At 71.5% G+C, this 21,344-nt stretch carries 18 protein-coding genes and 1 pseudogene; 10 read left to right on the top strand and 9 right to left on the bottom strand.

Annotated features, from left to right (window positions below; translation table 11 throughout):
* Nucleotides 1-14 precede the first annotated feature (14 nt).
* The 6 genes from ureA to cimA all read left to right on the top strand — a co-directional run bounded on the left by ureA (nucleotide 15) and on the right by cimA (nucleotide 7,695).
* Entirely contained in the window at nucleotides 15-740 is a 726-nt protein-coding gene (ureA, locus tag SNOUR_RS13275) for an urease subunit gamma (protein ID WP_067346699.1), read from the top strand.
* Entirely contained in the window at nucleotides 737-2,449 is a 1,713-nt protein-coding gene (locus tag SNOUR_RS13270; RefSeq protein WP_174717868.1) for an urease subunit alpha, read from the top strand. Before ureA ends, SNOUR_RS13270 begins: the two co-directional genes overlap by 4 nt.
* A 178-nt stretch (nucleotides 2,450-2,627) precedes the next feature.
* Nucleotides 2,628-3,668 (top strand): agmatine deiminase family protein, encoded by a 1,041-nt coding sequence (locus SNOUR_RS13265; RefSeq protein WP_067346697.1) that lies wholly within the window; start codon nucleotides 2,628-2,630, stop codon nucleotides 3,666-3,668.
* 44 nt (nucleotides 3,669-3,712) lie between these two features.
* Nucleotides 3,713-4,330: a TetR/AcrR family transcriptional regulator gene (locus tag SNOUR_RS13260; protein ID WP_039632510.1), complete on the top strand. Its 618-nt coding sequence runs from the start codon at nucleotides 3,713-3,715 to the stop codon at nucleotides 4,328-4,330.
* Nucleotides 4,331-4,490: 160 nt separating this feature from the next.
* On the top strand, nucleotides 4,491-5,804 hold the full coding sequence (locus SNOUR_RS13255; protein ID WP_067346696.1) for an MFS transporter: 1,314 nt from the start codon (nucleotides 4,491-4,493) through the stop codon (nucleotides 5,802-5,804).
* A 280-nt stretch (nucleotides 5,805-6,084) separates the two neighbouring features.
* Complete coding sequence (gene cimA / locus SNOUR_RS13250; RefSeq protein WP_067346694.1) at nucleotides 6,085-7,695, top strand: citramalate synthase; 1,611 nt, start codon at nucleotides 6,085-6,087, stop codon at nucleotides 7,693-7,695.
* Nucleotides 7,696-7,959: 264 nt separating this feature from the next.
* On the opposite strand, the gene SNOUR_RS13245 is transcribed toward cimA, so the two are convergent.
* On the bottom strand, nucleotides 7,960-8,589 hold the full coding sequence (locus SNOUR_RS13245) for a YceI family protein (RefSeq protein ID WP_067346692.1): 630 nt from the start codon (nucleotides 8,587-8,589) through the stop codon (nucleotides 7,960-7,962).
* A 256-nt stretch (nucleotides 8,590-8,845) separates the two neighbouring features.
* Here SNOUR_RS13245 and SNOUR_RS13240 point away from each other — a divergent pair, with 256 nt between their 5' ends.
* From SNOUR_RS13240 to SNOUR_RS13230, 3 genes are all read left to right on the top strand, one after another.
* Nucleotides 8,846-11,296, top strand: coding sequence for a polysaccharide lyase 8 family protein (locus SNOUR_RS13240; protein WP_079142591.1), 2,451 nt, complete (start codon nucleotides 8,846-8,848; stop codon nucleotides 11,294-11,296).
* Between the two features lie 217 nt (nucleotides 11,297-11,513).
* On the top strand, nucleotides 11,514-13,097 hold the full coding sequence (locus SNOUR_RS13235; RefSeq protein ID WP_067346690.1) for an acyl-CoA carboxylase subunit beta: 1,584 nt from the start codon (nucleotides 11,514-11,516) through the stop codon (nucleotides 13,095-13,097).
* Between the two features lie 44 nt (nucleotides 13,098-13,141).
* Nucleotides 13,142-13,354 (top strand): acyl-CoA carboxylase epsilon subunit, encoded by a 213-nt coding sequence (locus tag SNOUR_RS13230; protein ID WP_067346688.1) that lies wholly within the window; start codon nucleotides 13,142-13,144, stop codon nucleotides 13,352-13,354.
* A gap of 79 nt (nucleotides 13,355-13,433) precedes the next feature.
* On the opposite strand, the pseudogene SNOUR_RS49245 reads toward SNOUR_RS13230, so the two are convergent.
* Nucleotides 13,434-13,571: pseudogene (locus tag SNOUR_RS49245) on the bottom strand (MFS transporter); the annotation flags it as partial.
* Between SNOUR_RS49245 and SNOUR_RS13225 the strand changes: the two are divergent.
* Nucleotides 13,572-14,462 (top strand): DAK2 domain-containing protein, encoded by an 891-nt coding sequence (locus SNOUR_RS13225; protein WP_312632561.1) that lies wholly within the window; start codon nucleotides 13,572-13,574, stop codon nucleotides 14,460-14,462. It abuts the pseudogene before it with no gap.
* 171 nt (nucleotides 14,463-14,633) lie between these two features.
* Here the strand turns inward: SNOUR_RS13225 and SNOUR_RS13220 are convergent, their stop codons facing one another.
* From SNOUR_RS13220 to SNOUR_RS13190, 7 genes are all read right to left on the bottom strand, one after another.
* Nucleotides 14,634-15,212: a GTP-binding protein gene (locus SNOUR_RS13220; protein ID WP_073447656.1), complete on the bottom strand. Its 579-nt coding sequence runs from the start codon at nucleotides 15,210-15,212 to the stop codon at nucleotides 14,634-14,636.
* A complete protein-coding gene (locus tag SNOUR_RS13215; protein ID WP_067346687.1) occupies nucleotides 15,193-15,828 on the bottom strand; it encodes a DUF742 domain-containing protein in 636 nt (211 codons plus the stop codon). Before SNOUR_RS13215 ends, SNOUR_RS13220 begins: the two co-directional genes overlap by 20 nt.
* Before the next feature lie 84 nt (nucleotides 15,829-15,912).
* Nucleotides 15,913-16,326, bottom strand: coding sequence for a roadblock/LC7 domain-containing protein (locus SNOUR_RS13210; RefSeq protein ID WP_018542541.1), 414 nt, complete (start codon nucleotides 16,324-16,326; stop codon nucleotides 15,913-15,915).
* Nucleotides 16,327-16,336: 10 nt separating this feature from the next.
* The gene (locus tag SNOUR_RS13205; protein WP_079142589.1) at nucleotides 16,337-19,423 is read right to left on the bottom strand and encodes a sensor histidine kinase; all 3,087 of its coding nucleotides are present in this window, start codon (nucleotides 19,421-19,423) and stop codon (nucleotides 16,337-16,339) included.
* Nucleotides 19,424-19,824: 401 nt separating this feature from the next.
* Entirely contained in the window at nucleotides 19,825-20,418 is a 594-nt protein-coding gene (locus SNOUR_RS13200) for a GTP-binding protein (protein ID WP_067346685.1), read from the bottom strand.
* Nucleotides 20,399-20,809, bottom strand: coding sequence for a DUF742 domain-containing protein (locus tag SNOUR_RS13195; RefSeq protein WP_018542538.1), 411 nt, complete (start codon nucleotides 20,807-20,809; stop codon nucleotides 20,399-20,401). Before SNOUR_RS13195 ends, SNOUR_RS13200 begins: the two co-directional genes overlap by 20 nt.
* A gap of 113 nt (nucleotides 20,810-20,922) precedes the next feature.
* On the bottom strand, nucleotides 20,923-21,336 hold the full coding sequence (locus tag SNOUR_RS13190; RefSeq protein ID WP_039632486.1) for a roadblock/LC7 domain-containing protein: 414 nt from the start codon (nucleotides 21,334-21,336) through the stop codon (nucleotides 20,923-20,925).
* Nucleotides 21,337-21,344 lie beyond the last annotated feature (8 nt).

Raw genomic sequence — 21,344 nt, 5'->3', positions numbered from 1 at the left:
GAGGAAGTGACAGGATGCGGCTCACCCCCACGGAGCGCGACCGGTTGTTGCTGTTCGGCGCGGCCGAGCTGGCGCGGGCGCGTCGGGCTCGCGGACTGAAGCTGAATGTTCCCGAGGCGACCGCGTTGATCGCGGACACGGTCTGCGAGGCGGCGCGGGACGGGCGCCGCCTCGCTGAGGCCATCGAGGCGGCGCGTAGTGCGCTGGGGCCGCAGGATGTGCTGCCGGGGGTGGCGGATGTGGTGACCGAGGTGCATGTGGAGGCCGTTTTCGACGACGGATCCCGGCTTGCGGTGGTCACGGATCCGATCGGTGTCGAGCCGGTCGGGTCGGTCGGGTCGGTTGAGGGTGTCGGTGGTGGGGTGGTGTTGGCGCCGGGGGCGGTGTTGCCCGGTCCGGCGGATCCGGAGCCGGAGCCCGCGGTGGTGATCGAGGTGCGGAACACCGCGATCGTGCCGATCAGTGTCACCTCGCACTTTCACTTCTTCGAGGCGAATCCGCGGTTGGCTTTCGATCGTGGGGCGGCGTATGGGATGCGGTTGTGTGTGCCGGCCGGTTCGTCGGTGCGGTTCGATCCCGGTGGGTCCTTGGAGGTCGGTCTGGTGCCGATCGGTGGTGCCCGGGTCGCGATCGGGTTCGCCGGTCTGGTCGACGGGCCGCTCGATGCGCCGGGGGCCAAGACCGAAGCGCTGCGGCGGGCCGCCGCCTGTGGCTACCTGGGAGCGGAGGAGCAGGGATGACCAGGAGCATCGACCCTTATGAGTACGCGTCCGTGCATGGTCCGCGGGCCGGGGACCGGGTCGTCCTTGGTGACTGCGGTCTGGTGGTCCGGGTCGAGGCGGACTCGCAAAAGCCCGGTGAGGAGTTCCTGGCCGGCTTCGGCAAGACCGCTCGTGACGGTCTGCACCTCAAGGCCGCGTCCGTGCGGGAGACCTGCGATGTGGTGATCAGCAATGTGCTGGTCATCGACGCGATCCTGGGTATCCGCAAGACCTCCATCGGTATCCGCGAGGGCCGCATCCACGCCATCGGACGGGCCGGCAACCCCGACACCCTCGACGGGGTGGAGGTGGTGGTCGGTACCGGGACCTCCATCGTCTCGGGCGAGGGCATGATCGCCACCGCCGGTGCGGTGGACACTCATGTCCATCTGCTCTCTCCGCGGGTGATGGAGGCGTCGTTGGCTTCCGGTGTGACGACCATCATCGGGCAGGAGTTCGGTCCGGTCTGGGGTGTCGGTGTCAACTCGCCCTGGGCGCTGGGGCATGCGTTCAATGCCTTCGATGCCTGGCCGGTCAACATCGGTTTCCTGGGTCGTGGTTCGTCCTCCGGGCAGGCCCCGCTCGTCGAGGCGCTGGCCGAGGGGGGTGCCCTGGGCTTCAAGGTGCACGAGGACATGGGTGCGCACGCGCGGGCGTTGGACACCGCGTTGCGGGTCGCCGAGGAGTACGACGTGCAGGTCGCGCTGCACAGTGACGGTCTCAACGAGTGCCTGACCGTCGAGGACACCTTGCGGGTGCTGGACGGTCGGACCATCCATGCCTTCCATATCGAGGGCTGTGGTGGTGGGCATGTGCCCAACGTGTTGAAGATGGCCGGTGTCCCCAACGTCATCGGTTCCTCGACCAATCCCACCCTCCCCTTCGGGCGGGACGCGGTCGCCGAGCACTACGGCATGATCGTCTCGGTCCACGACCTGAAGACCGACCTGCCCGGTGACGCGGCCATGGCCCGGGACCGTATCCGTGCCGGCACCATGGGCGCCGAGGACGTGCTGCACGACCTCGGGGCGATCGGCATCACCTCCTCCGACGCCCAGGGCATGGGCCGGGCCGGCGAGACCGTCCGCCGCACCTTCGCCATGGCCGGCAAGATGAAGGCCGAACTGGGTCCCCTCCTTGCCCATGACGGGCAGGCCGGCGACGGCGCCCACGACGACAACGCCCGCGTCCTGCGCTACATCGCCAAACTCACCATCAACCCCGCCATCGCCCACGGCCTCTCCCACGAGATCGGATCCATCGAAGTCGGCAAGATGGCCGACATCGTGCTGTGGAAACCCCAGTACTTCGGCGCCAAACCCCAACTCGTCCTCAAATCCGGCTTCCCCGCCTACGGCGTCACCGGCGACCCCAACGCCGCCACCGACACCTGCGAACCGCTCGTGCTCGGCCCGCAGTTCGGGGCGCACGGCGCGACCCCGGCGGAGATCTCGGTGGCCTTCGTCGCCGGCGCCGCGCTCGCACAGGGCAACGACGGAATGCCCACCCGCCGACGCCGGGTCGCCGTCCGCGGCACCCGCGGCATCGGCCCCCGCAACCTGATCCACAACGCCCGGGTCGGCGACGTCCAGGTCGACGAACGCAGCGGACTGGTCACTCTCGACGGCGACCCGATGCGCTCCGAACCGGCCGATACCGTCTCACTGTCCAGGCTCTATTTCCTCTGACGAGACGCCTCCGACGAGGCCCCTCCGAAGATCCGTCCGACGACGCCCGGGCCGCCGCGCCACCCGCTCCGTAACACCGTTACAGAACCACCGTTACCGATGCGACCGGTGCGGCGCCCACCCCGCCCTTCCTTCCGCTCCGCGACCCCGCGCGCACCCCGAGGACCGAGGACCCCGTATGAACACGCCCGCCGCCGACGGCTTCCGCATGCCCCCCGAGTGGGCCCCGCACGAGCGCACCTGGATGGCCTGGCCCGGCCCCAACTTCACCTTCGGCGCGGAGGGCGACGAGACGCTCGCCGAGGCCCGCCGCGCCTGGGCCGCGGTCGCCCGCGCGGTACGGCAGTACGAGCCGGTCACCGTGGTCGCCGGACCCGGCCAGCTGGACGGCGCCCGCGCCCTGCTCGGCGAGGACGTCGAACTCGTCGAGCGCCCCCTCGACGACGCCTGGATGCGCGACATCGGCCCCACCTTCCTCACCAACGACCAGGGCGAACTGGCCGCCGTGGACTGGGTGTTCAACGGCTGGGGCGCCCAGGAATGGGCCGCCTGGGACCGCGACGCGAAGATAGCCGAACAGGTCGCCGGGCTCGCCGGGGCCCGCCGCTACGCGACCTCCCTGGTCAACGAAGGCGGCGGCATCCACGTCGACGGCGAGGGCACCGTGCTGCTCACCGACACCGTGCAGCTCGACCCGGGCCGCAACCCCGGCCGCACCAAGGAAGAGGTCGAGGCCGAGATCCACGCCCACCTCGGCACCACCAAGGCGATCTGGCTGCCGCGCGGCCTGTACGCCGACTACGGCCAGTTCGGCACCCGCGGCCACGTGGACATCGTCGCCGCCTTCGCCCGCCCCGGCGTGGTGATGGTCCACACCCAGCCCGACCCCGACCACCCCGACCACGCCATCTGCAACGAGATCGTCAAGGTGCTGCGCGAGTCCACCGACGCCCGGGGCCGCCAGCTGGAGGTCGTGGAGATCCCGGCCCCCACCGTCATCGAGGCGGACGGCGAGCTGGTCGACTACTCCTACATCAACCACCTGCAGTGCAACGACGGCATCGTGCTGTGCGCCTTCGACGACCCGCGCGACGAGGAGGCGGCCGCGATCTTCCGCCGACTGTTCCCCGGGCGCACCGTCACCCTGGTGGACGCCCGTACGATCTTCGCAGCGGGTGGCGGTATCCACTGCATCACCCAGCAGCAGCCGAAGGTCTGATGCGCCCCTGATCGACCCAGCCCGACCCGACCCCGGAGGTCACCGTGTCCGGTCCCGTACGCCGCCCCCGGCGGCGGCTCAGCCAGCCGCGCGAACAGGTGCTGGCCGCGGCGATGGCCACCATCGCCGCCGAGGGACTGGACCGGCTCACCATGGCCGGACTGGGCCGCGAGGTCGGCATGAGCAGCGGCCACATCCTCTACTACTTCGGCACCAAGGACGAGCTGCTGCTCCAGACCCTCCAGTGGAGCGAGGAGCAGCTCGGCGCCGAGCGCCGGGCCGCCCTCGCCCGCCGGGTCTCCGCCCGGGAGCGACTGGACGCCCTGATCGACCTCTACCTCCCCGAAGGCCACCGCGATCCGCGCTGGACGCTGTGGCTGGAGGTCTGGGTCCGCTCCCAGAACGCCGACGAAGAGACCCGCGAACGCCAGCTCGACCTGGAGCTGGCCTGGCACCGCGACCTCGTCGCCCTGCTCGTCGAGGGCGCCTCCAAGGGCGAGTTCCGACCCGTCGACGCGGAACGCTTCGCCACCCGCACCCGGGCCCTGCTCGACGGCTTCGGCACCCACCTCGTCGTCGGCCTCCCCGGCACCGACCGCGACCAGGCGCGCGACGAGGTCCGCCGCTTCCTGGACGAATCGCTCACCCCGACCGCGGACTGACGACCACCGCACCGGCCCCCGCGGACCCCACCGCACCGGCCCCGCGGACCCCACCGGCCGCCCGCCGCCCACAGCCGTGACCGCAACGCACGCAAGTACGCGCGATCGTTGCCGCCCCGGCCCTTGCCGACGGGCCCGCTCTCCGCGACCGTGATCGGCTATGGGACGAGAGCAATGGAAGAAGATCTGGGTCGGCTCGGCCGGCAACATGGTCGAGTGGTTCGACTGGTTCGTCTACGCCAGTTTCGCGGTGTACTTCGCCGACGCGTTCTTCCCCAAGGGGAACGACACCGCCAACCTCATGAACACCATGGGGATCTTCGCTGTCGGCTTCTTCATGCGCCCGGTCGGCGGCTGGCTGCTCGGCCGGGTCGGTGACCGCCGGGGCCGCAAGGCCGCGCTCACCCTGACCGTGACCCTGATGTCCGCCTCGGCCATCCTGATCGCCGTCGCCCCGACCTACGCCGTCGCCGGCTACGGCGGCATCGCCGTCCTGCTCGTCGCCCGCATGCTGCAGGGCCTGTCGGTCGGCGGCGAGTACGCGGCCAGCGCCACCTACCTCACCGAGGCGTCCGCACCCGAACGCCGCGGCTTCGCCTCCAGCTTCCAGTACGTGTCGATGACCGCCGGCCAACTGCTCGGCCTGGCACTGCAGATCATCCTCCAGCGCAGCATGTCCGAGCAGGCACTGCACAGCTGGGCCTGGCGGATCCCGTTCATCGTCGGCGCACTCGGCGCGGGCATCGTCTTCTACCTGCGCCGCAACATGCTGGAGACCGACGTCTACGCCGAGGACGACACCCGGACCGACCCCGACCGCGGCACCATGAAGGCGCTGTGGGCCCACAAGCGCGAGGCGTTCCTGGTCATCGCGCTCACCATGGGCGGCACGGTGGCGTACTACACGTACACCACCTACCTCACCAAGTACCTCTCCGGCACCGCCGGACTGTCCAAGCCCACCGCCTCCCTGGTGAGCTTCTGCGCGCTGTTCCTCTTCATGTGCCTCCAGCCGCTGGCCGGCAGGCTGTCCGACCGGATCGGCCGCCGCCCGCTGCTGATCACCTTCGCCCTCGGCTCGACCTTCCTGACCGTGCCGATCATGACGCTGCTCAAGCACGCCGGCTCCTTCTGGCCGGCCCTGGGCCTGTCGCTGCTGGCACTGGTCGTGGTCACCGGCTACACCTCGATCAACGCCTGTGTGAAGGCCGAGCTGTTCCCCACCGGCATCCGCGCGCTGGGCGTCGCCCTGCCGTACGCCATCGCCAACGCCCTCTTCGGCGGCACGGCCGAGTACGTCGCCCTCTGGTTCAAGAACGGCGGTATCGAGTCCGGCTATTACTGGTACGTCTCCGGCTGCGCGGCGGTCTCGCTGGTCGTCTACCTGACGATGCGGGAGACCCGGACGATCGACCTGCACCGGGTCGGCAAGGAGACCGGCGACGGCACCGGCGAGCGGGTGCTCGCATCCTGAGACGGAGCAACGGCGGGGGCGGTCATGTGCCAGACTGCCCCCGTGCTCTCGTTCGCCATGATTATTGGCAGCAGGCGCGCCGGTCCGCAGTGACCGCCCGTACGACCCGAGTACGGCGCGGCCATCGTCGTCCCAGACCCGCGCGCAGACCTCTCGCACCCGCGAGAGGTTTTTTCGTTTCCGGCCCACCCGCTCGCCGGAGGCGGAGCGCGAGGGAACATGGAGGGACGGTGGAACCGGTTATTCCGGTAGACCGAGACCCGACAGGAGCCAGACCAGCATGACGGACGTTCCCGAAGCCGCCGTTCCCGACGCCTTCCACGTATTCGACACCACGCTGCGCGACGGCGCACAGCGCGAGGGCATCAACCTGACCGTCGCCGACAAGCTGACCATCGCCCGGCACCTGGACGACTACGGCGTCGGCTTCATCGAAGGCGGCTGGCCCGGCGCCAACCCACGGGACACCGAGTTCTTCCAGCGCGCCCGCGCGGAGATCGACTTCCGACACGCCCAACTGGTCGCCTTCGGCGCCACCCGCAAGGCCGGCGTCCGCGTCGAGGACGACCCCCAGGTCGCCGCGCTCCTGGACTCCGGCGCCCCGGTCATCACGCTGGTCGCCAAGTCCCACGTCCGCCACGTCGAACTGGCCCTGCGCACCACGCCCGAGGAGAACCTCGCGATGGTCCGGGACACCATCGCCCACCTGCGCGCCCACGGCCGCCGCGTCTTCCTCGACTGCGAGCACTTCTTCGACGGCTACGCACTGGACCCGACCTATGCCAAGGAGGTCGTGCGCACCGCCGCCGACGCCGGCGCCGACGTCGTGGTGCTCTGCGACACCAACGGCGGGATGCTGCCGGCACAGGTGACCGCGGTGGTCCGCACCGTCCTCGCCGACACCGGCGCCCGACTCGGCATCCACGCCCAGGACGACACCGGCTGCGCGGTCGCCAACACCCTGGCCGCCGTGGACGCCGGCGCCACCCACGTCCAGTGCACCGCCAACGGCTACGGCGAACGGGTCGGCAACTCCAACCTCTTCCCGGTCGTCGCCGCCCTGGAACTCAAGTACGGCCGACAGGTCCTGCCGGCCGGCAAGCTCGCCGAGACCACCCGCATCTCGCACGCCATCGCCGAGGTCGTCAACCTCACCCCCTCCACCCACCAGCCCTACGTCGGGGTCTCCGCGTTCGCCCACAAGGCCGGGCTGCACGCCTCCGCGATCAAGGTGGACCCGGACCTCTACCAGCACATGGACCCGGCGCTCGTCGGCAACACCATGCGGATGCTGGTCTCCGACATGGCCGGCCGGGCCTCCATCGAGCTCAAGGGCAAGGAGCTCGGCATCGACCTGGGCGACGACCGGGAACTGGTCGGCCGGGTCGTCGAGCGGGTCAAGGAACGGGAACTGGCCGGCTACACCTACGAAGCCGCCGACGCCAGCTTCGAACTGCTGCTGCGCGCGGAGGTGGACGGCAGGCCGCTGCGCTACTTCACCGTCGAATCCTGGCGCGCCATCGTCGAGGACCGCCCCGACGGCACCCACGCCAACGAGGCGACCGTGAAGCTCTGGGCCAAGGGCGAGCGGATCGTGGCCACCGCCGAGGGCAACGGCCCGGTCAACGCACTGGACCGCGCGCTGCGGGTGGCCCTGGAGCGGATCTACCCCCAACTGGCCTCGATGGAGCTCGTGGACTACAAGGTCCGCATCCTGGAGGGCGCCCTGGGCACCGGCTCGATCACCCGGGTCCTGGTCTCCACCAGCGACGGCCGCGGCGAGTGGTCGACGGTCGGCGTCGCCGAGAACGTCATCGCGGCGTCCTGGCAGGCACTGGACGACGCCTATGCCTACGGGCTGCTGCGCGCCGGGGTCGCGCCGCAGGCGTGAGCGCCGCGGCGCGTACGAGCGCCGCGGTTGTCCACAGGCACCGGCGACGGTCGGTGCGGAGCGTTACCTTCACCGCATGTGTGGTGGAGGTGGGGGAGGGGCCTCGCCACGGGGTGGGGAGGCCCCGTTGTCTTTCGGGTTCCGGGGTGGGGAGTCCGTGGGGCGGGGACTCCCTGGTTGGGGAGAGGGAGGGGCCCTGCCAGGAAAGCGGCGAGGGCCCCGGCGGCGTCCTGCCGGGGCCCTCCGCACAGCCGGTGCTCGGTGTCAGGCGGCCTTGACCGCCGAGATGTCGAAGGTCAGCTTGACCTTGTCACTGACCATGACGCCGCCGGTCTCCAGGGCCGCGTTCCAGGTCAGGCCCCACTGGGAGCGGAGGATCTCGGCGCTGCCCTCGAAGCCGACGCGCTGGGCACCGTAGACGTCGGTGGCGGCGCCGTTGAACTCCAGGTCGATGGCGAGCGGGCGGGTGACGTCCTTGATCGTCAGGTCGCCGATGACGCGGTACGTCTCGCTGTCGAGCTGCTCGACCGCGTTGGAGCGGAAGGTCATCAGGGGGAACTGCTCGGCGTCGAAGAAGTCGGCGCTCTTGAGGTGGCCGTCGCGGTCGGCGATACCGGTGTCGATGCTGGCGATCTTGACGTCGATCTGCGCGGTGGACGCGGCCGGGTTGCCGCCGTCCAGCTTCAGCACGCCCTCGTGCTCGCCGAAGGAGCCGCGGACGTTGGTGACCATGGCGTGCCGGACGGTGAAGCCGATGCTGCTGTGGGCCGGGTCGATGGTGTAGTCGCCGGTCAGGGCGGCCAGCGCGGGGTCCGCGTCCAGCACGGCGGCAGCGGCCGGAGCGGGAGCGGCGGTGGGGGCGGGGTCGGCGGTGCGCTTGCGGAACAGGGACATGACTTCTCCTCGGGGGGCGGAGCGCGGCGGAGGCCTCGGCGGTCGAACGAACGACGTTGTTTAACGTTCAACGAGATTCACCGTAGCGGCATCTCGTTCAACTTTCAACCTTTCCGTTCCGGGATTCCTTCGAACGGGTGGCACTCACGCCCCCGACGCGCGGTCATTGCCGCCCCGCGCGGCCCCGTGCTAGACCATCGGGAACTCCCAAGTGCGCAGCGCCACACCCCAGTTGACGCCACGGAGAGGAGCGACCATGTCGCCCGCAGCCACCCCGTCCGCCTGGTCGCGCCGCGGCTTCCTGGCCGCCTCCGGTGCCGGCGCACTGACCCTCGCGCTCGGCACCGCCGCCGCACCGGCGTCCGCCGCACCGGCGGCCACCACCCCCGTCGACCCGTACGCCACCCTCCGCCGCCGCTGGTGCGACCTCGCCCTCGGCACCGGCTACGACCCCACCGCCGCCCCCTACGCCACCGCGCTCAAGGAGACCGGCGACCTGGCCGGCACCTTCCACCGCACCATGCGTCCGGCCGCCGACTCCCTCTGGCCGGACAGCCCCTACGACCCGCCGTCCGGCGTCACCCGCAGCTACAGCCGCCTCGCCACCATGGCGCTGGCCTGGGCGCAGCTCGGCACCGGCCGCACCGACGACCCCGACCTCGCCACCGCCGTCCGTACCGGCCTGGACCACCTCGACCGCACCGTCTACCACCCCGCCACCACCCCCTACGGCAACTGGTGGGAATGGCAGATCGGCACCCCCAGACTCCTGCTCGACACCCTCGCCGTCCTCGACGAGCACCTCCCCGACGGTGCCGGCGACGCCCTCCGCACCCGCTGCCTCGCCGCCGTCGACCACTTCGTCCCCGACCGCGCGCTCGGCGCCTACACCGGCACCAGCACCGGCGCCAACCGCGTCGACCTCTGCCGGGTCGTCGCCCTCCGCGGCGTCCTCGGCCGCGCCCCCGCCAAGATCGCCCTGGCCCGCGACGCCCTCTCCCCGGTCTTCCCCTACGTCACCCAGGGCGACGGCCTCTACGCCGACGGCTCCTTCGTCCAACACACCTGGGTCGCCTACTCCGGCACCTACGGCGCGGTCCTCCTCGACGGCCTCGGCCGCCTCTTCACCCTGCTGCGCGGCTCCGCCTGGGAGGTCACCGACCCCAACCGGCAGATCATCCTCGACAGCGTCGAGCACGCCTACGCCCCGCTGCTCCACGACGGCCTGATCATGGACAGCGTCAACGGGCGCGCCATCAGCCGTGGTTACCTGCGCGCCGACGAACGGCGCCTCCTGCACAGCGACCACCGCCACGGCCACGCCCTGATCGCCGCCATCGCCCTGCTCGCCGACGCCGCCGCCCCCGCCGAACGCGACCGCTGGCACGCCATGATCAAGGGCTGGATCGCCCGCGACCGCACCCTGCCGATCCTCACCGACCGCCAGTACACCGTCGCCGACCTCGCCCGCCTCGCCGCCGTCGACGCCGGCCCCGCGCCCGCCGCCCCCGAACCCGTCGGCCACCGCCTCTTCCCCGCCATGGACCGCGCCGTGCACCGCCGCCCCGGCTGGACCGCCGGCCTGGCCATGGCCTCCGACCGCATCACCCACTACGAGAACGGCAACGGCGAGAACCGGCACGGCTGGCACACCGGCTCCGGAATGCTCTACTGGTGGCCCGCGGGCCGGGCCGGCGACCAGTACACCGACGCTTTCTGGCCCACCGTCGACCCCTACCGGCTCCCCGGCACCACCGTCTCCACCAAGCGGCTCGCCGACAACGAGGGCGGCGGCTGGGGCGAGCCCAAACCCGCCGCCCGCTGGGTCGGCGGCACCACCGACGGCAGTTACGCCGCCGTCGGCCAGGACCTGCGCGGCCTGGCCTCCACCCTCACCGCCCGCAAATCCTGGTTCGCCCTCGCCGACTGCGTGGTCTGCCTCGGCGCCGGCATCACCGCCCGCGACGGCGTCCCCGCCGAGACCGTCGTCGACAACCGCAACCTGGGGGAGCGGGGTACCGCCGCCCTCACCGTCGACGGCGTCCGCCGGCCCACCGCCCTCGGCCGCACCACCGTCCTGCCCCGCGCCCGCTGGGCCCACCTCGCGGGCCACGGCGGCTGGGTCTTCCCCGGATCGCCCGGCGGCGCCCGCCTCCAGGTCCTGCGCGAGGACCGCACCGGCCGCTGGTCCGAGATCAACACCACCTCCACCACCGACCCGTACACCCGCCGCTACCTCACGCTCTGGTACGACCACGGCACCGACCCCACGGACGCCGGCTACGCCTACCTCCTGATGCCCGGCGTCACCCGGAGCGCCCTCGCCGCCCGCGCCGCCGACCGGCACTGGCTGACCGTGCTCGCCAACGACCCCGACCGCCAGGCGATCGCCGTGGACCCGCTCGGCGTAACCGCCGCCAACTTCTGGCGGGCCGGCACCGCGGGCCCGCTTGCCGCCGACGGCCCCGCCAGCGTGCTGATCCGCGAGCGACGTGTCCCCGGCCGGACCGGCCGCACCGCGACCCTGTGCGCCGCGGCCCCCACCCGCACCGGCGACCCCCTCCGCATCACCTGGTCACGGCCGGTCCGCGCGGTCCTCCGCCACGACCCTTCCGTCGAGGTGCGGGGCACCGGCGACACCCTGCGGTTGCGGTTGACGCCCGGCACCGCCTGTGCCACCCACACCTGCACGGTGCTGCTGCGCTGACCGCTCGCGGGCCGGGCCAAACCGTCGGCCGGGCACAACATCACCCGGCTGGCGTTTGTCGGCACCGTACAGACGCTGGACACCGTGTCCACCCCGCCACAGCCCGGTCCTCGGGCCTCGGGCAGCGGGGTTCTGTACCGCCTGCCCACGAAATCGCGTCCGACGTTGTACGAAACCGACATCGGTGTAGGGGGCCTCGCCCACGTACCGTCGATACATGACCACTGTCGAAGATGTGCCCGCCGGCGCCAACGATGCCCGCGGGCGCGTCGCCGAACTGCACGCGATCCGTGAGCAGGTGCGGCGAGGCCCCAGCGAGCGAGCCACCGAAGCGCAGCGTGCCAAGGGCAAGCTGACGGCGCGCGAGCGGATCGACCTGCTGCTGGACGAGGGTTCCTTCAACGAGGTCGAGCCGCTGCGTCGGCACCGCGCCACCGGCTTCGGCCTGGAGGCCAAGAAGCCGTACACGGACGGTGTGATCACGGGTTGGGGCACGGTCCACGGCCGGACCGTCTTCGTCTACGCACACGACTTCCGGATCTTCGGCGGCGCGCTGGGCGAGGCCCACGCCACGAAGATCCACAAGATCATGGACATGGCCATCCAGGCCGGCGCCCCGCTGATCTCCCTCAACGACGGCGCCGGCGCCCGTATCCAGGAGGGCGTCTCTGCGCTCGCCGGCTACGGCGGCATCTTCCAGCGCAACACCAAGGCGTCCGGCGTCATCCCGCAGATAAGCGTCATGCTCGGCCCGTGCGCCGGCGGTGCGGCCTACTCGCCGGCCCTGACCGACTTCGTGTTCATGGTCCGCGACACCTCGCAGATGTTCATCACCGGCCCCGACGTGGTCCGCGCGGTGACCGGCGAGGAGATCACCCAGAACGGTCTGGGCGGTGCGGACGTGCACGCCGAGACCTCCGGGGTGGCGCACTTCGCCTACGACGACGAGGTCACCTGCCTCGAAGAGGTCCGCTACCTGCTCTCCCTGCTGCCGGCCAACAACCGGGAGAACCCGCCGGTGGTGGCCTGCGAGGACCCCGCCGACCGCTCCGGGGACGCGCTGCTGGACCTGGTCCCGGCCGACGGCAACCGCCCCTATGACATGCGCAAGGTCATCGAGGAGATCGTCGACGACGGCGAGTACCTGGAGGTCCACGAGCGCTGGGCCACCAACATCATCTGCGCGTTGACCCGCTTCGACGGCCGGGTGGTGGGCATCATCGCCAACCAGCCGCAGTCGCTGGCCGGTGTCCTGGACATCGAGGCGTCCGAGAAGGCCGCCCGCTTCGTCCAGATGTGCGACGCGTTCAACATCCCGCTCGTCACGCTGCTGGACGTCCCCGGCTTCCTGCCCGGCGTCGACCAGGAGCACGGCGGCATCATCCGGCACGGCGCCAAGCTGCTGTACGCGTACTGCAACGCCACCGTGCCGCGCATCTCCATCGTGCTGCGCAAGGCGTACGGTGGCGCCTACATCGTCATGGACTCCCAGTCCATCGGTGCCGACCTGACGTATGCCTGGCCCACCAACGAGATCGCCGTGATGGGCGCCGAGGGCGCCGCCAACGTCATCTTCCGCAAGCAGATCGCCGAGGCCGACGACTCCGACGCCATGCGCACCCGCATGGTCAAGGAGTACAAGTCCGAGCTGATGCACCCCTACTACGCGGCCGAGCGCGGCCTGGTCGACGACGTCATCGACCCCGCCGAGACCCGCCACACCCTCATCCGCGCCCTGGAAATGCTGCGCACCAAGCACGCGGACCTCCCGGCCCGCAAGCACGGCAACCCGCCGCAGTAGTCCACCGCCACCCCCACGTCCGTCCACGGAGAATCGAGACCGCTGTGAATGCTGCCCAGCGCAGTGCCGCCGCCGCTCCCATCCGCGTCGAGAAGGGTCAGGCCAGCGAGGAGGAACTCGCCGCCCTGACCGCCGTCCTCCTGGCCCGTGCCGCCCACCGTCCCTCGGCCACCACCGGCCCGCACTCCACCGCCGCCCGCTGGCGCCGACTGGAGCGCCAGATGGGCTTCCACGGCGCCACCAGCTGGCAGCGCTGACCCGGTACGCACGTGCGCGCCGAGGCGGCGGCCCCCACCCGAGGTGTGGGGGCCGCCGCCTCGGCGTATCCGAACCGGCACCGCCGGACCCCTGCGGAAGGAAGACGGCGACGATCGCCGGCCCGACGAACGCCGCACCCCCCGCGCCCAGGTTGAGCAGCGCCATCGCGCCGCCCTTGTTGTCCGGGGCGAGCGCCGGCACCAGAGCGGAGAGGGGGTGGCATCTGACGCACGGCCCGACGCGCCGGCCGACGTGCGGTCCGACGTGCCGGCCGACGTGCGGTCCGACGTGCCGGCCGACGCGCAGATCGACGTGCCGATCGACGCGCGGACTGGTGTGCAGCCCAGCGTGCGGGCGGTCGTGCCCGCCGGCCCGTCCACCGGTACGCCGGGCGGGGACGGACCCGTACGGGACGCCGCCCCGCAGCCCCTACGGGACGACACATCCCCCGGTGGGGGACTGCCCGTGACGGCGGCGCTCCATGCCGCGCTGGAGTTGGTCGCGGCCAACGAGGCGGAGCTGGGGCGGCTGGACGCGGTGGCCGGGGACGGCGACCACGGCATCGGCATCGTCCGGGGCCTGCGGGCGGCCGCCGCCGCGGCCCGTGCGGCCGAGCCCGGCCCGGACGGCGATCCACGGTCGGCCGGGACCGCGCTGCTCGCCGCCGGGCTGGCGCCGGCCGACGCCTCGGGCGGCGCGTCCGGCGCGCTGTACGGCGCCCTGCTCGCCGAGACCGGCGCCGTTCTCGTCCGGGCCCCGGAGGGCGCCGGATGGGCGGCGCTGCTCGCCGACGCGGCGGACGCCGCCCAGCGGGCCGTCGGCGAACTCGGCGGCGCCGAGGTGGGGGAGAAGACCCTCCTGGACGCCCTGGACCCGTTCCGCCGGGAGCTGCGCGCCCGCGCCGCCGACGGCCTGCCCACGGCGTGGCGGACCGCGGCGTGGCGGACCGCGGCGGAGGCCGCCACCCGGGCCGCCGCGGACACCGCCCGCCTCATCCCGACCCGCGGCCGCGCGGCCCGCATGGGAGTGCGCGGCCACGGCCACCCGGACGCCGGCGCGGTCTCCCTCGCGCTGCTCCTGACCGCGATCGGCGGAACGCTGCGCTGACCGCTGACCGCTGACCGCTGACCGCTGACCGCTGACCGCTGACCGCTGACCGCCGGCCACGACACGCATGCGAAGGCCCCCGCACCTGGCAGGTGTGCGGGGGCCTTTCGCGATGCGGCGCCGAGGCCGCGTGCCCGGCGGGGACCGATACGGACCCGCGCCGGGAGGACGTCAGCGCAGCCGGGCCATCAGCGCGTGCTCCACGAGCGTGATCAGCGCGCTCTTGGCCTCGCTGCGGTGCCGCGCGTCGGTGGTGATGATCGGCGCGTCCGGGCCGATCTGGAGCGCCTCCCGGACCTCGTCCGGGGTGTAGGGCTGGTGCCCGTCGAAGCCGTTGAGGGCGATGACGAAGGGCAGGCCGCTGTTCTCGAAGTAGTCGACGGCCGGGAAGCAGTCGGCGAGCCGTCGGGTGTCGACGAGGACCACCGCGCCGATGGCGCCGCGGACCAGGTCGTCCCACATGAACCAGAAGCGGTCCTGGCCGGGCGTGCCGAACAGGTAGAGGATCAGGTCCTGGTCCAGGGTGATCCGGCCGAAGTCCATGGCCACGGTCGTGGTCGTCTTGTCCGGTGCGTGCGTGAGGTCGTCGATGCCCGCCGATGCGGAGGTCATCACGGCTTCGGTGCGCAGCGGGTTGATCTCTGAGACGGCCCCGACGAACGTGGTCTTGCCCACGCCGAAGCCGCCCGCCACCACGATCTTCGCCGAGGTGGTGGAGCGGGCTGCACCGCTAGAGCTTGCGAAGTCCACTGAGCACCCTTTCGAGCAGTGTCACATCTGGCTGTCCGCCGGCGGTCTCGTCCCCGCCGGGCTGATGGATGGCGACGAGTCCGGCCTCCGCCAGGTCGGCGACGAGGATCCGGGCGACGCCGAGGGGGATGGAGAGAAGGGCCGAGATCTCGGCCACTGATTTGATCTCACGGCAGAGGTGGCAGATGCGTTGGTGCTCCGGCAGCTGGCCCTGCAGCTTCGCGGGGTCGGCGGTCGTGCTGACCAGCGCCTCGATGGCGAGCTGGTAGCGCGGCCGGGTCCGGCCTCCGGTCATCGCGTACGGCCGCACGAGCGGGTTGTTCGCGCCCCCGGTGGGGGCGGTCGGCTCGGGCCTCGGCCGCGGCGGCTGCACCGGCTGGATGCGCGGCGCCTGCGGCTGGTCGTACGGCGAGGGCTCGGACGGCGGGGGCCCGTAGGGCCGGGAACCGTACGGGCTCTGCTGCTGAGCGGGACGCTGCTGAGGCTGCGGCGGCTGGGGCCGCTGCGGCCTGCGGCTGGGCGCAGACGGGAAGTTGAAGCGGTTCTGATGGGTCTCGCCCTGGGGACCGGACTGCTGTCCGGATCCATACGGGTAGCCGCTCGGGGGCGTTGCCACGTCTCCTCCTCCAACTTGCCTGTCTGACGCCGGTCGCGCCACCGAACCCTATGGTGCGGTGGCGGGAAACGCACTGCCTGTCTGCTAGTTGAGAAGGCTGCCCTGCAGTTCTGCACGCAGATCGGGCGTCAGGACGGTGCCCGCACGGTCGACCAGCAGGGCCATCTCGTAGCCGACGAGGCCGATGTCGCACTCCGGGTGCGCCAGTACGGCCAGCGACGATCCGTCGGAGACGGACATGATGAAGAGGAAGCCGCGCTCCATCTCCACCACGGTCTGGTTGACGCTCCCGCCCTCGAAGATGCGGGACGCGCCGGAGGTCAGCGACGTCAGGCCGGAGGCCACCGCCGCCAGCTGATCGGCTCTGTCACGAGGGAACCCCTCGGACATCGCGAGGAGGAGACCGTCCGCGGAGACCACGACCGTGTGGGACACCCCGGGGGTGTTCTCCACGAAGTTGGTGATCAACCAGTTCAGATTCTGCGCCGCCTGGCTCATCGGGCTCACACTAACGCTCCTGATCGTAGGTGCTGCCGGGGCCGAAGCCCTGTTGGTCATTCTGGGGGACCCCCGAGGAGGGATCCGTGCCGGTGCCGGCGCTACGCCCCTGCTGGACACCGCGGCGCAGATTGCTCAGCCTGCCGCGGACATCCTCCGGAGCGCGGGAGACCTGGGGGCCGCCCTGCGCGCTCTGCTCCGCGGTGCCCTCGACCAAATTGGCCTTGGGCACCCGCCGGGGGAGGCCGGAAGCGGTGACCCCGCCCGCCGTCGGCTGGCGCAGTCGCCCCGCCCGCTGCCAGCGATCGTCGTTCTCGCTGCGCCAGACGGAGCCTTCGTCCTGGCCGGTCTCCGGTGCGGGCTCCTGCTGACCGTGCGGCGAGCTGGCTCCGCGGCGCGGAAGGCCAGCGTCGGTCAGCGAGTGGATCGCGCTCTCGGTAGGGCCGGGACGCTCGAATGTTACGCGCTCAGACGCATCAGCGGGAGCGGCAGGTGGATTCCGGTCAGATTCCGCTTCGGTTCCGAAGTGGCCCTCGTGCACAGGGGGTTCGGCCCAGCCGTCGAACCGGCCGCCGTCCTGCGGCACATAGGGGTACTGGCCGGTGGTCTCCGAGAGCGTCGGGTCGCCGAACGCCTCGCCGCCGAAGGAGCGGTCGTCGTACAGCGGCAGGCCGGGCTCCGCATAGGACGCGGGCTGCTCATGGTGGCCGTCGACGGGCAGCTCGTCGCGGAACAGCGGTCGGTTGTCGACCGGTTCGGGCGCGGGGTGTCCGGCGGCCGTCTGGGCCTCCAGGGCCGCCCGGCGCTCCTCGCGCAGCAGGGAGCGGCCCACCGGGTCCAGCCCGGCCGGGGCACCGGGGTGCCCGTGGAAGCCGTCGTCGAAGCCCAGTTCGGCGGCGGTGCGGTGACCGTCGTCGAACGACGCCTGCTGGTGCTCGGGGACGATCCGGGAGACGGTGAAGGCGTCGTCGAACTGCTCGTCGCCGCCACCGCCATGGGTGATCGCGTCCGGCAGCATGACCAGCGACGTGGTGCCGGCCTGCTCGCCCGAGGGGCGCAGCTGGACCCGGATCCCGTGCCGGTCGGCCAGCCGACCGACCACGAACAGGCCCATCCGCTGGGAGATCGCGGCGTCCACGCTCGGCGGGTTGGCCAGCTTGTGGTTGATGTCCGCGAAGTCCTCGGGGGTCAGCCCGATGCCCTTGTCGTGGATCTCGATCATGATCCGGCCGTCGGGCAGCCGGGTCGCGGCCACCTTCACCTTGGTCTGCGGGGAGGAGAACGTGGTGGCGTTCTCCAGCAGCTCGGACAGCAGGTGGATGAGGTCGGTCACGGCGGTGCCGTGGATCTCGCTCTCCGGGACCCCGCTGAGCTCGACCCGCTCGTACGACTCGACCTCGGACGTCGCCGCCCGCAGCACGTCGATCAGCGGCACCGGCTGGTTCCACCGGCGGCCCGGCTCCTCGCCCGCGAGGATCAGGAGGTTCTCTCCGTTGCGGCGCATGCGCGTCGCGAGGTGGTCGAGCCGGAAGAGGTTCTCCAGCTGGTCCGGGTCGGCCTCGTTGTTCTCCAGGTGGGTGATCAGCTCCAACTGGCGCTCGATCAGGCCCTGGTTGCGGCTGGAGAGGTTGGTGAAGATCGCGTTGACGTTGCCCCGCAGCAGCGCCTGCTCGGCGGCCAGCCGGACCGCCTCGCGGTGCACCTGGTCGAAGGCGCGGGCGACCTCGCCGATCTCGTCGGTGGTGGCGATCGGGATCGGGGTCACGCGGGTGTCGACCCGGCCCGGGTCGGTGCGGGAGAGCTGGTCGACCAGCATCGGCAGCCGCTGCTCGGCGACGCCGAAGGCCGCGTTGCGCAGCTCCCGCATGTTGCGGCTCATCCGGCGGGCCATCAGCCCGGCCACCACGAACGCGATGATCAGCGCGGCCAGCACGATGCCGGAGTCCTGGAAGGTGGACCACTTGGCGTCCGAGGAGATCTGCGCGGCCTCGTTCACCGCCTTGTCGGCCAGGTCCTTCTCGATGCCCCGGTACATGTCGAACTTGCCGGTGGCGGCCTGGAAGAACGCGTCCGGGGTGACGCCCTTGAGGGCCAGCGCTTCCGGCGCGGCGCCGGAGGCGATCAGCGTGCTCATCTGGTCCGGCGACGGTGGGGCGTGGAACGTCTGGCCGGCCGCCTGCGCCTGCGACTTCGCGCGGGCGATCTGCTGCTGCGCCGCCTGCTGGAGCTTGCCGGCGTCCGACTTCAGCCGCGCCACGTCGTCGGGCGTACCACCGGAGGTGTACTCGCCGATGGCGATGCCCTCCAGGTAGCGGTACGACGCGAACGCGGTCAGCTGGAGCTTGTGCTCCTTGCCGCCCTGCGGGGACGCCGGGTCGACCAGGAGGTGGGTGCCGATGGAGCGGGTCAGCGACTCGGCGGCCTTCGCCAGTGCGACCGCGTACACGGTGCGCCCGTAGGAGGTGATGTTGCCGGTGCCGAGACCGAGTTCGTTGGCGAACTCCATCAGCGGGTGCTGGATCTCGACGTAGCCCTCTTCGGTCTGCACGCCCGTGAGCTTGGAGGTGAAGGCGACCTGCCGCAGCTGCGCCAGCTTGGGCTCGGTCTTCTCGAACAGCGCCATCCGGCGCTTGAGGCCCGGCTCGTCCGGCATGTTCTTGGCGGCCTCGTGGAACGCCTGCGCGGCCGTGTCGGTCGCGTCCCGTGCCTCCTGGACGACCGGGTCGTCCTGCCGGCCCTTGAGGAGCGGGGCGGCGGTGCGGTCCCGCTCGTCGATGAGCGCGTTGCTGTAGGAAAGCGCGGCGCGCACGAGCTTCGCGGTGTTCTCGGCGTTCTGGGCGTCCTGCCAGGTGCTGAAGGAATTGTTGACCCGCAGCCCACCGAAGACCAGGGCGACCAGAACCGGGATCAGCAGAATGGCGTTCAGGCGGGTGGCCACCCGCCAGTTGCGCGGGGAGTACTTGCCGCCACTGACCGGAGGCTTCGCGACCGGATTCTCGGAAGCGTCGGAAGCCGGTGCGCCACTCTCGCGTGGTGGCGGCGTGAAGTTGCCCCGCCGCGGTTCCTGCGGCTCGGGGCTCGTCGTGCTTCGCCTCACTCGACCAACAACCTCTCGGCGACGGCACGGGATTGCAGTGCCGTTTCTTCTGGGCGTTACTACTCCGGAGTTCAGCGAATTTCAGCACGTCAGGGCAGTGCGTTCCAAACACCGGACAGAGCCGAAGCGGCTCTGGAAAAGCGCCAGATAAAAGGGGCGTTAAGGGCGAGGCGCGGCAAAAGGCGGGAGAAATGTGAGCGCAGCGAAGCCGGCCATGCGCGCGCGGTGTCGAAGGCCGGCCGATTCACTGTCGAAACGTTATGAAGCCCTGGACGGGCGTGGCGAAGGACACAGATCAACCCCCCGGCGGCGGGAACCGCTCCAGGGCAGGGGTGATGGCCCCCCCGGTGACGCCTGCCGTACGGCCCCCGCCGGTCAGCGGGCGGGCCGTCCGGCCGTCACTACTGCAGGCGGGCCATCAGCGCGTGCTCCACGAGCGTGATGAGCGCGCTCTTGGCCTCCGCGCGGTGCCGCGCGTCGGTGGTGATGATCGGGGTCCCCGGCCCGATCTGGAGCGCCTCCCGGACCTCGTCCGGGGTGTGCGGCTGGTGCCCCTCAAAGCCGTTGAGGGCGATGACGAAGGGCAGGCCGCTGTTCTCGAAGTAGTCGACGGCCGGGAAGCAGTCGGCCAGTCGCCGGGTGTCGACGAGGACCACCGCGCCGATGGCGCCGCGGACCAGGTCGTCCCACATGAACCAGAAGCGGTCCTGGCCCGGCGTACCGAACAGGTACAGGATCAGGTCCTCGTCCAGGGTGATCCGGCCGAAGTCCATCGCCACGGTCGTGGTCGTCTTGTCCTGGACGTGGCTGAGGTCGTCGATCCCCGCCGACGCGGAGGTCATCACGGCCTCCGTGCGCAGCGGGTTGATCTCCGAGACGGCGCCGACGAACGTGGTCTTGCCCACGCCGAAGCCGCCCGCCACCACGATCTTCGCCGAGGTGGTGGAGCGGGCCGGGCTCGGCGCGGTGCCGTCGTCAGAGCTTGCGAAGTCCACTGAGCACCCTCTCCAGCAGGGTCACGTCCGGCGTGCCGCCCGCCTCGCCGCTGCCGCCGGGCTGGTGGATGGCCACCATCCCGGCCTCCGCCAGGTCGGCCACCAGGATGCGCGCCACGCCGAGCGGGATGTGCAGCAGTGCGGAGACCTCGGCCACCGACTTCACCTCGCGGCACAGGTGGCAGATCCGCTGGTGCTCGGGGAGCAGGCCGGGCAGTTGGGACGGGTCGGCCGTGGTGCTGACCAGTGCCTCTATGGCGAGCTGGTAGCGCGGCCGGGTCCGGCCTCCGGTCATGGCGTACGGGCGCACCAGCGGTTGGTCACCTTCGCTCCCGTACGGCGCTGGGCTGTAGGCGCCGTACGGGCCGGAAGTGGCGGGTGGCGGGGTCATGGATCCTCCGGGCGGGACAACTGACGTGTCGTCGGGTTGGGCCGGTGGGGGGTACGGCGTGGATGGATGAGGGGTTACCGGGTGCGGTGCGGCGCTGCGGACGCCGCGGGCACTCAGTTCAGCAGACTGCCCTGCAGTTCTGCACGCAGATCGGGCGTCAGGACGGTGCCCGCACGGTCGACCAGCAGGGCCATCTCGTAGCCGACGAGGCCGATGTCGCACTCCGGGTGCGCCAGTACGGCCAGCGACGACCCGTCGGAGACGGACATGATGAAGAGGAAGCCGCGCTCCATCTCCACCACGGTCTGGTTGACCGTCCCGCCCTCGAAGATGCGGGAGGCACCCGAGGTCAGCGACGTCAGGCCGGAGGCCACCGCCGCCAACTGGTCGGCTCGGTCACGAGGGAACCCCTCGGACATCGCGAGGAGCAGCCCGTCCGCGGAGACCACCACCGTGTGGGACACCCCGGGGGTGTTGTCCACGAAGTTGGTGATCAACCAGTTCAGATTCTGCGCCGCCTGGCTCATCGGACTCA

The organism is Streptomyces noursei ATCC 11455 (assembly GCF_001704275.1).
GTDB classification, from domain to species: domain Bacteria; phylum Actinomycetota; class Actinomycetes; order Streptomycetales; family Streptomycetaceae; genus Streptomyces; species Streptomyces noursei.
The sequence above is the reverse complement of the archived record's forward strand: the minus strand, read 5'-3'. Positions and strand labels throughout refer to the sequence as shown.

Excerpts from the sequence above, each read along its gene's own strand:
- ureA (WP_067346699.1), top strand. The coding sequence starts at position 15 with ATGCGGCTCACCCCCACGGAGCGCGACCGGTTGTTGCTGTTCGGCGCG.
- SNOUR_RS13270 (WP_174717868.1), top strand. The coding sequence starts at position 737 with ATGACCAGGAGCATCGACCCTTATGAGTACGCGTCCGTGCATGGTCCG.
- SNOUR_RS13265 (WP_067346697.1), top strand. The coding sequence starts at position 2,628 with ATGAACACGCCCGCCGCCGACGGCTTCCGCATGCCCCCCGAGTGGGCC.
- SNOUR_RS13255 (WP_067346696.1), top strand. The coding sequence starts at position 4,491 with ATGGGACGAGAGCAATGGAAGAAGATCTGGGTCGGCTCGGCCGGCAAC.
- cimA (WP_067346694.1), top strand. The coding sequence starts at position 6,085 with ATGACGGACGTTCCCGAAGCCGCCGTTCCCGACGCCTTCCACGTATTC.
- SNOUR_RS13245 (WP_067346692.1), bottom strand. The coding sequence starts at position 8,589 with ATGTCCCTGTTCCGCAAGCGCACCGCCGACCCCGCCCCCACCGCCGCT.
- SNOUR_RS13240 (WP_079142591.1), top strand. The coding sequence starts at position 8,846 with ATGTCGCCCGCAGCCACCCCGTCCGCCTGGTCGCGCCGCGGCTTCCTG.
- SNOUR_RS13235 (WP_067346690.1), top strand. The coding sequence starts at position 11,514 with ATGACCACTGTCGAAGATGTGCCCGCCGGCGCCAACGATGCCCGCGGG.
- SNOUR_RS13210 (WP_018542541.1), bottom strand. The coding sequence starts at position 16,326 with ATGAGCCAGGCGGCGCAGAATCTGAACTGGTTGATCACCAACTTCGTG.
- SNOUR_RS13195 (WP_018542538.1), bottom strand. The coding sequence starts at position 20,809 with ATGACCCCGCCACCCGCCACTTCCGGCCCGTACGGCGCCTACAGCCCA.
- SNOUR_RS13190 (WP_039632486.1), bottom strand. The coding sequence starts at position 21,336 with ATGAGCCAGGCGGCGCAGAATCTGAACTGGTTGATCACCAACTTCGTG.